A 12,131-nucleotide genomic window follows, 5' to 3' on the forward strand; every position below is an offset into this window, starting at 1 on the left:
CTGGGTGGATGACGATCCGCTACGTCGCCATCGGCGACTCGTTCACAGAGGGCGTGGGAGACGAGCTGCCGGATGGCCGCCCGCGCGGGTGGGCCGACATCGCCGCCCAGGGATGGGCCGACAGCCTCGGCGAGCCGATCGAGTACGCGAACCTGGCCATCCGCGGGCGGCTCGCCTGGCCGATCGTCGAGGAGCAGCTCGAGCCGGCGCTCGCCCTGCGCCCCACGCACCTGTCGTTCAACGGGGGCGGCAACGACATGCTGCGCCCGGGCGTCGCGATCGAGAGCATCGCGGACGCCTTCTCGCGCGTGCTCGCGCGCTGCGACGAGGAGGGCGTGCGCCTCATCCTGCTGTCGGGGGCGAATCCGTCGGCCGGGCTGCCGCTGTCGGGCCTCATCCAGCGACGCGGCGACGAGCTGTCGGCGGCGGTGCTCCGCCGGATCGAGGGGCGGGGCGACGTCATCCAGGCACTCAACTGGCCCGATCGCGTGCTGTCGCGGCCCGAGTTCTGGTCTGCCGATCGGCTGCACATGAACGTGCGCGGGCATCACCGTGTCGCAGCGCGCGTCCTCACGGCGCTCGGCGCGGACGCGCCCGAGACCTGGTGGGATCTCCCGCACGAGGGCGTCGTGCACCTCGAGCGCACGCGGTACTACCGCGAGCACGTTCTCCCGTGGGTGAAGCGCCGCTTGACGCGCCGCTCGTCGGGTGACGGACGTCAGGCGAAGTACGCGAGCTGGACGACGATCGCCCCCGCGACCTGACCTATTCAATGGAATAAAACGCGCGGCACCCGTGGTTGCATGGTGACGTGAAGCGCATCGGATTCCTCTCCTTCGGCCATTGGACGCCGCACCCCGAGTCGGCGACGCGCAGCGCGGCCGACGTGCTGCTGCAGTCCATCGAGCTCGTGCAGGCGGCTGAGGACCTCGGCGCCGACGGCGCGTACTTCCGCGTCCACCACTTCGCGCGGCAGCTCGCGTCGCCCTTCCCGCTGCTCGCCGCCGCGGGCGCGAAGACGAGCCGCATCGAGCTCGGCACGGGCGTGATCGACATGCGGTACGAGAACCCGATGTACATGGTCGAGGACGCCGGAGCGGCCGACCTGATCTCGGGCGGCCGACTGCAGCTCGGCATCTCGCGCGGGTCACCCGAGCAGGTGGTCGACGGATGGCGCTACTTCGGCTACCAGGCGGCCGAGGACGACCCGTCGGGGGCGCAGGCCGCCCGTCAGAAGACCGAGCTCCTGCTCACGCTGCTCGAGGGCCAGGGCTTCGCCGAGCCGAACCCGCGCCCGATGTTCCCGAACCCGCCGGGGCTTCTCCGGCTCGAGCCGCACTCGGAGGGACTCCGGCAGCGGATCTGGTGGGGTGCGGGCTCGAATGCGACGGCGGTGTGGGCGGCCCAGCACGGCATGAACCTCATGAGTTCGACGCTCAAGGACGACGAGAGCGGCGAGCCCTTCCACGTGCAGCAGGCCGCGCAGATCCGGGCGTTCCGCGAGGAGTGGGCGCGTCACGATCACGGGTTCGAGCCGCGCGTCTCGGTCTCACGGTCGATCTTCGCGATCGTCGACGACCGAGATCGCCGCTACTTCCTGGGCAGCGGCGAGCGCGACGACCAGTTCGGCTACATCGACAGCACGCGCTCGGTCTTCGGGCGCTCGTATGCGGGCGAGCCCGACGAGCTGATCGAGGAGCTCGCGGGGGATGAGGCGATCGCCGAGGCCGACACGCTGCTCCTGACGGTGCCCAACCAGCTCGGCGTCGAGTACAACGCGCACGCGATCGAGTCGATCCTCCGTCACGTCGCTCCGGGCCTCGGCTGGCGCTGAGCGGCCGTAGTCTCGGATCATGACGAGTCCCGAGGTCAATGCGCTCGCCTTCAACGTGTCGATCCCCGAGCATCTCCGGTGGCGCGACGAACGGCGCGGCGAGGAGTTCGAGCTGCAGAGCATCACGGTGCGGCTGCTGCCGGACGGGTCGCTCGCCGCGAAGGCATACGGTCGGCCCACGGCCGGCGGCCGCGGGGCGTACGTGTCCTTCGCGGTCCGGCGCGACGCCGAGATCGACGCGCTCATCGATGCCGCGGCCGGCGAGGCGGCACGCCTCTGGGCCGGGCATCGCGGGCTCGACGGCTGAGAGTCAGCGCCCGCCGGTGACGCGGATGGTCGCGCCGGCCGCGTAGGACGCGTCGGGGGAGAGCGCGAAGGCGACGACTCCGGCGACCTCCTCGGGCCGGCCGGCGCGCCCCAGGGGATGCGCGGCCGCGACGCGCGCCGGGCGCCCGGGGTCGCCCGCATCGGCGTGGATGTCGGTCTCGATCGTTCCGGGCGCGACGCCGATGACGCGGATCCCTCGCGCGGCGGCCTCGATCGCGAGGCCCTTCGTGAGGGCGTCGACGCCGGCCTTCGCGGCGGCGTAGTGGACGTACTCGCCGGGCGAGCCGGTCGTCGCCGCCCCGGACGAGATGTTCACGAGGACGCCGTCCTCGGGCAGCTGGGACACGGCGCGGCGCGCGACGAGGACCGCCGCGGTGAGGTTGAGGTCGATGACCGTCCGGATGACCTCGACCGGGGTGTCGACGAGAGGGCCGATGTGGAGCGTCGCGCCCGCGTTGTTGACGACGCCGGTGAGGCGCGCGGGATCGGCGGCCGCGAACAGCGTGTCGATGCCGGCGTCGGTGGTCACATCGGCCCGCACCACGCGGCACCGGGCGCCGAGATCCTCCATCTCGGCGCGCGTGCGCGCAGCGGCGCCCTCGTCCCGCGTGAAGCCGAGGACGAGATCGTGGCCGTCGGATGCAAGGCGTCGCGCGATCGCGGCGCCGATCCCGCGCGTGCCTCCGGTGATCAGGGTGAGAGGGCGTGACACGCCTCTCACGTTAGTCGTCGGCGGGTTCGGGACGGCCATCCGGGACGAGCTTGAGGCCCACGACCGCGAGGATGATGCCGGCGAGGAAGACGACCTTCCACAGCGACACCGGCTCGACCCCGGTGGCCATGGCCCACACGACGGTGAGCGCCGCCCCGATGCCGGTCCAGACCGCGTACGCGGTGCCGATCGGGATGCGCTTCACGGCCCAGCCGAGGCCGACCAGGCTGAGCACGGCCGTGATGGCGAAGACGAGCGTCGGGATGGGCTGCGTGAAGCCCTCGGAGAGGCCGAGTGCCGTCGCCCACACGGCCTCGAGGAGGCCGCTCGCGATGAGGACGAGCCATGCCATGTCAGCTCACCGCCTTGAGACCCGCGATGCAGGCCACGAGCAGCACGAGCAGGGCGATGCGCGCGGCGCTCGCCTTCTCCTGCTTCGTCACGATCGCCCAGACGACCGTCAGCGTCGCGCCCACGCCGACCCAGACCGCGTACGCGGTGCCCGTGGGCAGCTCGTTCATCGCCCACGCGAGGCCGCAGAGGCTCAGCAGCATGGTCGCGAAGAACAGGACGGTGGGCTTCCATCGCCGGAAGCCCTTCGATGCGGCGAGCGCCGAGGCCCATACGGCCTCGAGGACGCCCGAGAGGATGAGGATGACCCAAGCCATTCTCGGCCCTTCTGAGTCCGTCTTGTCGTGGTGCGGGTACGGCTCCCTCGTCCGCGGGCCGAGTGCCGGCCCCGCGTACGAGGATATCGCCCGCGTCCGAGCATCCGCTGGGCAGCGGATGCTCAAGGGGCGGAGATCCGTCGGAAGACGGATGTCCGCCGATGCAGCGCGACGTAGCGTCGGAGCATGCTGATCGTCGAGGAACTCCACCTGCTGCTCACGAACGCCGCCGGCACCCAGGAGCGCCCGGGCACGATGCGCGCCTACGGAGAGGCGGCCGCGCTCATCACGGATCTCGTGCTCGCGGGGCGTGTGAGTCTCACGGACGGGAAGAGGCCGCGGATCCGCGTGCTCTCGGACGCGCCCACCGGCCATCCCGTGCTCGACGAGGCCATGATCCGCCTGCGGGCGAAAGACGGCGCACGGCTGGAGTCGGTCATCACCTGGTCGAAGCTCGATCCCGAGCGGGAGGTCGTCGCGTCCCTCGTGCAGGCCGGGGTGCTCGAGGTCGGCGAGCGCACGTTCTGGGGGCTCGGCAAGCCGCGCACGCCGGAGCGGGACAGCGCGCCGGAGGCGAGCCTGCGGGCGCGGCTGGCGGCCGTCCTCGACGGCGCGGCGGACCCCGGGGTCGCGGACACGACCATCCTCGCCATCCTCCAGGGGCTCGACGTGGCCCGGCACGTGCTCGCCGACGAGGCGGGCGGGCGGCGCCCGCGGGCGCTCAAGGCGCGCATCGCGGAGATCGTGGAGTCGTCGCCGGCCGGCACGGCAGTCGAGCGGGCGGTGCAGGCGATGAACGCGGCGATCATGACGGCGGCGATCATGCCCGCGATGATCGCCGGCGCGAGCGCCGCGAGCTGAACCCGGCGACAATGGGGGAGTGAGCTCCGTCGACTTCGAGATGGCGTCGATCGCGCCCGGCACCGTCACCCTGCACGATGCGCGTCGGAAGGAGCGCCGCACGGTCGCGCTCGAGCCGTTCCGGATCGGCGTGTATCCCGTGACCGAGGAGCAGCTCGCCGAGCTCCTCGGCGTGACGGCGACGCATCCGCGACGGCCTGCCGTGGACGTGAGCTGGCAGCGCGCCGTCCGCTTCTGCAACGCGGCATCCGAGTGGGAGGGCCTCGACCCCGTCTACACATTCGACGGTGAAGAGGTGCACTGGGACGTCGGCGCCGACGGCTATCGCCTGCCGACGGAGGCCGAGTGGGAGTTCGCGTGCCGTGCCGGCTCGAAGGGCCCGCACTACGGCGAGCTCTCGGACGTCGCGTGGACCGCCGCGGACGGGGTGGCCGCCCCGCAGGAGGCCGGCGGCAAGATGCCGAACCTGAACGGACTGTTCGACACGCTCGGCAACGTCTGGGAGTGGTGCTGGGACCTGCTGGACCCCGCGCGGTACGACGACTACCGCGTGTTCCGCGGCGGCGGATTCGCCGACGACGCGTGGAGCGTGCGCGCCTCGGTGCGGCGCGGCGGCGCCCCGCGCATGCACCACGAGGATGTCGGCTTCCGCCTGGCTCGTGGCGCGTACGACGGCGACGACGCTGCCCAGGGATGGTCGGCCGCCGCCGACCGCGAACGGGCCCTCGTGGATGGGCCCCTCCCGTCCGGCTGGACGCCGCGCCGCTGACGTCAGGCGGGGACGAGGGTGGAGCTCACGATGACCAGCCCCTCTCCGTGGCGATCGTCGAGCTCCTCCTGGAAGCTGCCGTCATCGTGGACGACGGTGATGCCGACGGTGCCCGCGATCCCGTCGACACCGCCGCCGAGAACGCCCGGGCCGTCGATGATCTCCTGGAGGAGCGCCACGAGCTCGGCCTCCGTGCGCTCGGCACGCGTGACGCACAGCATCCCGCCCCACAGGGCTCGGATGGACGCTTCTGCGGCGGCCGGATCGCCCGCGACGGCGACGTTGAGGATCGTGTAGCGCGGGTCGCTCAACTGCGCCTCGACGGCGGGATCCAGGGGATCCGCGCCCGCTGCCGGGTTGCGGGACATGTCCACCCAGGACGCCGCGTACCCCTCGACCGTGGAAGCGTGCGCGGTGGCGGCGTGGAAGTCGTCGAGGGAGACGCGCGACTCGTCGACGACCCGCCACCCGCCGTCCGGATCCGCGCACGGTGTCCCGATGGGCTCGTCCGAGGGGGAATCCGGCGGCTCGGGAATCTCCGCGGCCGGGACGATCTCGACCGGCGTGAACTGCCCGGCATCGGCGTCGTACGAGCCGGTGACGGCGAAGTCGCCCCACCGCACGCCGCTCTGCTCCTCGTATTCACCGTCGAGCGAAGGTGGTCATACTCGGGAGTGTCCCACACGACGTGTCCGTCTCAGGGTCGCTGCTCTCGGTCCTCCTGGAGCGGCCCGACGAAGCGATGGCGCGCCATGATGAAGCCGGCGTTGCGGGCGACGTCGAGCAGCTCGAGGTCGTATCGGCGGGGGAGGAGCGGCCGCCCCGCGCCGAGGGTCACGGGAGCGATCGACGAGATGATCTCGTCGAGCAGGCCCTCGTCGGCGAACTGCCCGACGAGATCGCCGCCGCCGACGACCCACAGGTCCTTCCCTTCCGCGGCGTCGACCATCTCCTCGTAGACCGCGCGGACGCCGCCGGAGCGGAACCGGATGTCGGCGACGTCGACCTCGGGCAGCGCGAGTGTGCGCGAGGTCATCACCCACGCGGGCATCGTGTAGAGCCATTGCCCGGGGTGGTGCCGCACGACCCACTCGTAAGTCGTCGAGCCCATGACGATCGCGCCGATCCCCTCGATGAAGGCGTCGTAGTCGTTGGCTCCGCCCTTGTCGAGCGGCTGCCGGAGCAGCCAGTCCAGCGAGTCGTCCGGATCTGCGAGGAATCCGTCGAGCGTGGTCGCTGTGTAGTAGACGAGCTTGGTCATGTGTCCTCCCGGCGTCGATGTCCGGCCATCCTGCCCCCCACCTCCGACATCGGCACAGCGCTCAGACCGCGTACGCGTGTGCGAACTCCGGTGAGGGCTCGATTGGCTGGATGACGTCGATGAGCACACCGTCCGGGCCTTCGAGGATGGCGTGCCGCTGCCCGAACGCCTCGTCGCGCAGGGGGAGCACCACGCGCACGTCGGATGGCATCTCGGCCATCACGGCGTCGACATCCGTGACCTCGAGGTTCAGGATCACGCCCGCGGGAGGACGACCGAAGCCGCGCGGGATCGTCTCGTGCGCGTGATCGAGGATCGCAAGCTCTGCGTCACCGCGGCGGAGGCTGACGTACCAGTCGGCTTCGAACGTCACCTCGAAGCCGAGGATGCGCCGGTAGAACGCGCTCGTCGTGGCGACGTCGGTGGTCATCAGCACGGGATAGAAGCTCGTCACGGTCATGATGGTCCTTTACGTACAGTGTGTATGTATTGTGCGGCTAGAATACATACGCCACGTACGTAAAGGAAGGGCCATGCCGAGATCATCTGCCGCCGACGCGGCCGCCACCGCCCGGCGGATCCTCGCCGTCGCGACCCGGGCCTTCGCGGCGCACGGGTTCGCCGACGCGTCCGTGGACGACATCGCCCGCTCCGCCGACGTGACCCGCGGCGCGGTCTACCACCACTTCGCCTCGAAGCGCGGGCTGTTCGACGCGGTCGCGGCGCGGCTGCAGGAGGACGTCGCGGCTACCGTCGTCGCGGCGGCCGAAGCCGCGGGGGAGGACCCCCGCGCCCAGCTCGTCGCCGGCAGCCACGCCTTCGTCGACGCGATCACCGAGGGTGAGGCTGCGCGGGTGCTCCTCGTCGAGGCGCCCGCCGCGATGGGATGGAGCCAGTGGCGCGCGCAGGACGACGCGGCGTCGGGTGTGCACCTTCTCGACGCGCTGCGTGCCTGCGGGCTGCGTGGCCAGGAGGCCGAGGCGCTGGCGCGCCAGCTCTCCGGTGCGATGAACGAGGCGGCGCTGTGGATCGTGGAGCAGGGCGGCGGCGCCGCGATCCGACGGCAGGCCCACCTCGCACTCGAGCGCCTGCTCGCGGCCGTCGTGTGAGGCTCAGTCGTCGTCGGCGAACACGAGCTCGAAGCGCTCGCACAGCACCGGCATGTCGGGCGAGAAGGGGCGGCCGCTCTCTCCGTGCTCGGACCAGAATCTCTCGTGGATCGCGCGCCATGCGGCGAGGGTGCGGTCGCCCTCGCCTTCGGCGTGCGCGTGCTCCGCGTCCACCTCGTCGAAGGGCACGACGCGCACGCTCGTGGTCCGGATGACCGCGCGCGGTGTCCCCGAGCCGTCCAGGATGACGCTGAGGTCGCCCGCCTGCGGCAGGCGGTCTCCGGTCGCCTCGTAGTCCCAGAGCGCAGAGGCGGTGCCCGTCTTCACGCCGGCCAGCACGAGAGCGAGCAGGCCGTCGGCATGCTCCGGCGTCGCGCCGAACGCCCAGCTCTCGGTGGGAGCAGCGGGGAGATCCGCGACCGCCCCTCTCGCCCGCTCCCAGAACTCCTCGACGGTCGGCACTGCGCTCATCCTCCGACCCTATCCGCCGTCGGCGCGCTATCCTTCCGCGCCCACGCGATAGCGTGACCGGCATGGGCGAACTCGACCTGGACATCCGTGAGATCCGCGAAGAGGACGCGGGAGAGGTGATGACCCTGCAGCGCGCGGCATTCGTCTCGGAGGCGCAGATCTACGGAAGCGCGGACATGCCGCCGCTCACCCAGACCCTCGACGAGGTGCGCTGGGAGCTGCGGGAGAATCTCGGCTGCGTCGCGCTGGACGGCGGGCGGATGGTCGGGGCGCTCCGCGCGCGGACCGACGGCGAGCTCCTGCTCATCGGACGGATCGCGATCGCGCCCGACATGCAGGGACATGGGATCGGGTCGCGGCTGCTCGACGCCGTCGAAGCCAGGGGAGCGTCCGCCGGCGCCCGTGAAGCGGAGCTCTTCACGGGCTCGCTGAGCGAGGCGAACATCCGGCTCTACGAGCGGCAGGGATACCGCGAGACGGAGCGGATCGACGAGGGCGACGGGACGGCCCAGGTCTTCCTCCGGAAGCGGCTGGGCTGACCGGGACGGAGGCGGGTCGCGACTCGAACGGAACTCAAGAACCCGCTGGCAAGACGCTGGATCGGTTTGTTATCTGTTCGTGATCTCTGCCTAAGGTGGCCACCTTGAACCGCGAAGGATGGCCGTCGAGTCCGCCCCGAGAGTCCTTCGTTCCCTGAAATCGACAGATTCACCGGTCGGGCGGTCGCTGCACGCGAGGTGCGCGCAGCGAGACGGGGCCGCGGAGTTCAGAGTGCACCCGAACAGGAATACCCGACCCGTCACCCGCACGACCCGACGCTTGCGGGGTGGCTTCGCTGTCGCGGGAGTCGCCGCTGCGGCAGCAGCGGCGACGTTCATCCCGACGGCCGCGAATGCGGCCGACGGCGCCACGTGGGACGCCCTCGCGCAGTGCGAGTCCGGCGGCAACTGGGCGATCGACACCGGCAACGGATACTACGGCGGCCTGCAGTTCTCGATGGAGACGTGGCAGGCGAACGGCGGCACGGGCAACCCGGCCGCCGCGTCGCGCGAGGAGCAGATCCGGGTCGCCGAGAACGTGCTCGCAACGCAGGGCTGGGGCGCCTGGCCGACCTGCTCGGCGCAGATCGGCGCGACCGGCGGCGCCGACACGAGCGGCTCGGAGCAGTCGGCGCCCGCGGCACCGGCCGAGAACACCGCGCCGGCCGAGAACTCGGCACCGGCGGAGGAGTCCGCCCCCGCCGAGACTGCTGCGCCGGCGGAGGAGCCGGCAGCGGCCGCTCCCGCCCAGCCGACGTATGACCTCCCGGACGTCGAGCCGTCGGACGAGACTTACACGGTTCAGGCCGGCGACACGCTCTTCGAGATCGCGGAGGCGAACGGCATCGAGAGCGGCTGGCTCGGCATCTTCGCGGTCAACCAGGACATCCTCTCGAACCCGGACCTCATCGAGGTCGCCCAGGAGCTCGTGCTGCCTGCGCAGTGAGGTGACCTATCGGAGGCGCGCGGCCCCATGGCCGCGCGCCTCCGGCGTGCTCAGACGGCGAGCGCACGCGTCCAGATGTCCACGTGCTCCTCGACGAAGGACGTCACGGTTCGCCAATGCCGGCCGTGGCCCTCGACATGCATCGTCGCCCACGGCTCGCGCCCGTCCGCGTGCGCCTCGGCGAGGAGGCGGTGCATGGCCGCGGCGCGAGCGGCCATCGCCTGGGGCAGCGCGTCGCGCAGATCGGCGTCGGCGCCGTACCCGTCGACGAAGGCGCGGAGGCAGGCGGCCGCCTCGAGCGGCGGCTGCGCGGCGTCGTTGAGCGTGAAGGCCTGAGCCGAGTACGCGAGGTCCCACAGGCGCGTGCTCGGGCCCGCGCCGTCCCAGTCGATGAAGACCCATCGCTCGCCGATGACGAGATTCCAGGGAGCGAGGTCGTTGTGGCAGAGGAGATCCGCGTCCGCTGCCGGGATGAGCACATCCCAGTCGTGCGTGCCATCCATCGGGATGGTCGCGCTCGCGTCGTGGATCTCGCGAACCATGCGACCGACTCGAGCCAGCTCGGAGAGCGTGAGCGGATCGCTTTCGAGCGCGGTCGTGCCTCCGATGTACTCCAGGACCATCCGCCCCTGGTCGTCGCGCGGGAGCGGCCGGGGCGCGTCGACACCTTGCGCGCGGAGCGCGGAGAGGAACGTCGCGATGCGTGCGGAGTTCGGCGTCCAGGGCTTGCGCACCGTGTCTCCGACGCGGACGACGTCGCCGGTTGCGTTGCCGCCTGTGAGCGGCACCTCCGTGCACTCTGTCATGCGATCCCGGTGTCGTGCCGGTAGACGTACACCTCAGTGCCCTGGTGCAGGTCGAGGTCCGTTCGACCGCGCGTGTCCGGGTCGTGGTCGAGGATCTCCTCGAGGCGGGAGAGCATGTCGGCGCGCGTGTCCTCATCGGCCGCGCGTGCGGTGCTGACCGTCATCCATCTGGCGAGGTAGTCGTCACGCGTGATGCGCTCACTCCACGGGATCCAGGCGGACGTCACGGGGCGGAAACCGGAGAGGGGGGACATCGCGGGCGGGAGGGTCCGCTCGGAGATCTGGTCGGACCATCCTGGATGCAGCACTCGGGCGCAGGCGCGATCCCATGCGCACTCGGGGTCGTAGGTGTTCCACAGGAGGGCCAGCGCACCGCCTGGCCGGAGGACGCGCGCGATCTCGGCGCACGCGAGCGACTCATCGAACCAGTGGAACGCCTGTGCGACCGTCACGAGGTCCTGACTCCGATCGGGCGCGGGGATGTCCTCGGCGGTGCCGACGCGGACGTCGACAGCCGGCAGGATCATGCGCAGCTGGTCGAGCATCGGCTCCGAGGGGTCGACGGCGACGACGCGATCGGCCAGCGGGACGAGCTTGCGGGTGAGCTTTCCCGTCCCCGCGCCCAGATCGAGGACGTCGCCGAGACGCTCCGAGGCGAACACGGCGACCGCGTCGTCCGGGAACCCGGGGCGGTAGCGCTCGTATTCGGCGCCCATGTCGAGGAAAGTGCGTGCGAGCTCCGGCTGCATGCTCCTCATGCTAGGTGCGGATGCACGGCGCGGGGGAGTGCGCCGCATAGGCTCGGGGCGTGGGCAACTGGCGAGACGACCGGGTGGGACGCGCGCTCGAGGGGCTGGCGCCGCGATGACCTTGCGCGGCGTGATCTTCGACCTCGACGGCACGCTCCTCGACACGCGGTCGGCGCAGGACGCGGCCGCACGCGCCTGGGCGACGGAGCAGGGAGACACCGCCGCGGACGTCGCGGAGCGGTGGCACCTCATCGCCGAGCGCCATTACCGGCGGTACCAGCTGCGTGAGATCGGGTTCGAGGATCAGCGGCGCGAGCGCGTCCGGGAGTTCCTCGGGATGGAGCTGACCGATGCCGAGGCGTCCGAGCTGTTCTCGACCTACCTCGAGCGTTATGAGGCGGGCTGGCAGCGGTACGCGGACGCCCTTCCCGCTCTGCAGAGAGCGCGTGCGGCCTCACTGCGGATCGTCGTGCTGTCGAACGGCCAGGCGGCCCAGCAGATGCGGAAGCTCGAGCGGTTCGGGCTCGCCGAGGCCATCGATGCGGCCGTGTTCAGCAGCGAGCTTCCGGCCGGCAAGCCTGACCCGCGGGCGTTCCATGCGGCGCTCGCGGCGATCGACGTCGACGCTCGTGACGCGTGGATGGTGGGGGACAACTGGGACGCCGACGTCTGCGGGGCACGAGGTGCGGGTGTGTTCCCGGTGTACCTCGATCGTGAGAACTCGCGGCCGACGACCGAGTGCCGGAGGGTGACGAGTCTCGCCGAGCTCGAGTTCTCCTGAGGAATGAGGAAGCGCCGGGCACGGTGCATGTGCCCATTGCTACGCTCGGCCAGGTGGATCCACAACTGAACCCGCTGATCCCGGCCTGGACCGACATCGCGTGGTCCTCATGCGTCGCGGCCGCCGTGGTTCTGGCCATCCTCGCACTGGTGTCGATCGCGCGGATGCGGCGACGAGCCCCTGGCTACGGGGATCTCCTGTGGGGTGCGCTCGTCGTCATCGTGCCTGTGTTCGGAGCCATCGCGTGGTTCGTCGTGGGACGACGACGGCACATGCTTCAGCGCTGACTGCCACGATG

19 protein-coding genes and 1 riboswitch are annotated in these 12,131 nt (G+C 71.3%); of the genes, 10 read left to right on the top strand and 9 right to left on the bottom strand.

Translation table 11 applies throughout. The features are described 5' to 3' along the window. Nucleotides 1-8 precede the first annotated feature (8 nt). Genes PKE79_RS01110 through PKE79_RS01120 form a run of 3 tightly spaced genes read left to right on the top strand, consistent with a single transcriptional unit; the run spans nucleotide 9 to nucleotide 2,141 of the window. On the top strand, nucleotides 9-764 hold the full coding sequence (locus PKE79_RS01110) for an SGNH/GDSL hydrolase family protein (RefSeq protein WP_271171821.1): 756 nt from the start codon (nucleotides 9-11) through the stop codon (nucleotides 762-764). Between the two features lie 47 nt (nucleotides 765-811). Further along, nucleotides 812-1,834, top strand: coding sequence for an LLM class flavin-dependent oxidoreductase (locus tag PKE79_RS01115; RefSeq protein ID WP_271171822.1), 1,023 nt, complete (start codon nucleotides 812-814; stop codon nucleotides 1,832-1,834). 19 nt (nucleotides 1,835-1,853) lie between these two features. Continuing rightward, nucleotides 1,854-2,141, top strand: a complete 288-nt coding sequence (locus tag PKE79_RS01120; RefSeq protein ID WP_271171823.1) for a hypothetical protein — start codon at nucleotides 1,854-1,856, stop codon at nucleotides 2,139-2,141. Between the two features lie 3 nt (nucleotides 2,142-2,144). Here PKE79_RS01120 and PKE79_RS01125 read toward each other — a convergent pair whose 3' ends face one another. The 3 genes from PKE79_RS01125 to PKE79_RS01135 are packed head-to-tail and all read right to left on the bottom strand — an operon-like array spanning nucleotide 2,145 to nucleotide 3,541. Continuing rightward, a complete protein-coding gene (locus tag PKE79_RS01125; RefSeq protein ID WP_271171824.1) occupies nucleotides 2,145-2,873 on the bottom strand; it encodes an SDR family NAD(P)-dependent oxidoreductase in 729 nt (242 codons plus the stop codon). Nucleotides 2,874-2,883: 10 nt separating this feature from the next. After that, nucleotides 2,884-3,225, bottom strand: a complete 342-nt coding sequence (locus PKE79_RS01130) for a DMT family transporter (protein WP_271171825.1) — start codon at nucleotides 3,223-3,225, stop codon at nucleotides 2,884-2,886. A gap of 1 nt (nucleotide 3,226) precedes the next feature. Next, the gene (locus tag PKE79_RS01135; protein WP_271171826.1) at nucleotides 3,227-3,541 is read right to left on the bottom strand and encodes a DMT family transporter; all 315 of its coding nucleotides are present in this window, start codon (nucleotides 3,539-3,541) and stop codon (nucleotides 3,227-3,229) included. Nucleotides 3,542-3,551: 10 nt separating this feature from the next. Then, nucleotides 3,552-3,616: riboswitch (guanidine-III (ykkC-III) riboswitch) on the bottom strand. A gap of 111 nt (nucleotides 3,617-3,727) precedes the next feature. Between PKE79_RS01135 and PKE79_RS01140 the strand changes: the two genes are divergently transcribed. Together PKE79_RS01140 and PKE79_RS01145 are read left to right on the top strand one after the other, a co-directional pair. Then, nucleotides 3,728-4,402, top strand: coding sequence for a GOLPH3/VPS74 family protein (locus tag PKE79_RS01140; protein ID WP_271171827.1), 675 nt, complete (start codon nucleotides 3,728-3,730; stop codon nucleotides 4,400-4,402). A 40-nt stretch (nucleotides 4,403-4,442) separates the two neighbouring features. After that, nucleotides 4,443-5,171, top strand: a complete 729-nt coding sequence (locus tag PKE79_RS01145) for a formylglycine-generating enzyme family protein (protein WP_271172178.1) — start codon at nucleotides 4,443-4,445, stop codon at nucleotides 5,169-5,171. A gap of 2 nt (nucleotides 5,172-5,173) precedes the next feature. On the opposite strand, the gene PKE79_RS01150 is transcribed toward PKE79_RS01145, so the two are convergent. The 3 genes from PKE79_RS01150 to PKE79_RS01160 form a co-directional block, all read right to left on the bottom strand. Then, nucleotides 5,174-5,794 (bottom strand): hypothetical protein, encoded by a 621-nt coding sequence (locus PKE79_RS01150; protein ID WP_271171828.1) that lies wholly within the window; start codon nucleotides 5,792-5,794, stop codon nucleotides 5,174-5,176. 74 nt (nucleotides 5,795-5,868) lie between these two features. Continuing rightward, nucleotides 5,869-6,432 carry a dihydrofolate reductase family protein gene (locus PKE79_RS01155; protein ID WP_271171829.1) on the bottom strand — a complete coding sequence of 188 codons (564 nt, stop codon included), beginning with the start codon at nucleotides 6,430-6,432 and terminating at the stop codon, nucleotides 5,869-5,871. Between the two features lie 61 nt (nucleotides 6,433-6,493). Further along, on the bottom strand, nucleotides 6,494-6,892 hold the full coding sequence (locus PKE79_RS01160) for a VOC family protein (protein ID WP_271171830.1): 399 nt from the start codon (nucleotides 6,890-6,892) through the stop codon (nucleotides 6,494-6,496). Nucleotides 6,893-6,965: 73 nt separating this feature from the next. On the opposite strand from PKE79_RS01160, the gene PKE79_RS01165 reads away from it, so the two are divergent. Beyond that, nucleotides 6,966-7,541 (top strand): TetR/AcrR family transcriptional regulator, encoded by a 576-nt coding sequence (locus PKE79_RS01165; protein WP_271171831.1) that lies wholly within the window; start codon nucleotides 6,966-6,968, stop codon nucleotides 7,539-7,541. A 3-nt stretch (nucleotides 7,542-7,544) separates the two neighbouring features. Here the strand turns inward: PKE79_RS01165 and PKE79_RS01170 are convergent, their stop codons facing one another. Next, on the bottom strand, nucleotides 7,545-8,012 hold the full coding sequence (locus PKE79_RS01170; protein ID WP_271171832.1) for an ASCH domain-containing protein: 468 nt from the start codon (nucleotides 8,010-8,012) through the stop codon (nucleotides 7,545-7,547). 62 nt (nucleotides 8,013-8,074) lie between these two features. Between PKE79_RS01170 and PKE79_RS01175 the strand changes: the two genes are divergently transcribed. After that, nucleotides 8,075-8,551 carry a GNAT family N-acetyltransferase gene (locus tag PKE79_RS01175; protein ID WP_271171833.1) on the top strand — a complete coding sequence of 159 codons (477 nt, stop codon included), beginning with the start codon at nucleotides 8,075-8,077 and terminating at the stop codon, nucleotides 8,549-8,551. 280 nt (nucleotides 8,552-8,831) lie between these two features. Next, nucleotides 8,832-9,497, top strand: coding sequence for a LysM peptidoglycan-binding domain-containing protein (locus tag PKE79_RS01180; protein WP_271171834.1), 666 nt, complete (start codon nucleotides 8,832-8,834; stop codon nucleotides 9,495-9,497). A gap of 50 nt (nucleotides 9,498-9,547) precedes the next feature. On the opposite strand, the gene PKE79_RS01185 is transcribed toward PKE79_RS01180, so the two are convergent. Together PKE79_RS01185 and PKE79_RS01190 are read right to left on the bottom strand one after the other, a co-directional pair. Further along, nucleotides 9,548-10,303, bottom strand: a complete 756-nt coding sequence (locus PKE79_RS01185; RefSeq protein WP_271171835.1) for a phosphotransferase — start codon at nucleotides 10,301-10,303, stop codon at nucleotides 9,548-9,550. Further along, a complete protein-coding gene (locus tag PKE79_RS01190) occupies nucleotides 10,300-11,052 on the bottom strand; it encodes a class I SAM-dependent methyltransferase (protein WP_271171836.1) in 753 nt (250 codons plus the stop codon). Before PKE79_RS01190 ends, PKE79_RS01185 begins: the two co-directional genes overlap by 4 nt. 115 nt (nucleotides 11,053-11,167) lie before the next feature. Between PKE79_RS01190 and PKE79_RS01195 the strand changes: the two genes are divergently transcribed. Then, entirely contained in the window at nucleotides 11,168-11,833 is a 666-nt protein-coding gene (locus tag PKE79_RS01195; RefSeq protein WP_271171837.1) for an HAD family hydrolase, read from the top strand. Nucleotides 11,834-11,886: 53 nt separating this feature from the next. Beyond that, entirely contained in the window at nucleotides 11,887-12,120 is a 234-nt protein-coding gene (locus PKE79_RS01200) for a PLDc N-terminal domain-containing protein (RefSeq protein ID WP_271171838.1), read from the top strand. Nucleotides 12,121-12,131 lie beyond the last annotated feature (11 nt).

It is taken from the genome of Microbacterium barkeri (assembly GCF_027921765.1).
In the GTDB taxonomy this organism is placed as follows: domain Bacteria; phylum Actinomycetota; class Actinomycetes; order Actinomycetales; family Microbacteriaceae; genus Microbacterium; species Microbacterium barkeri.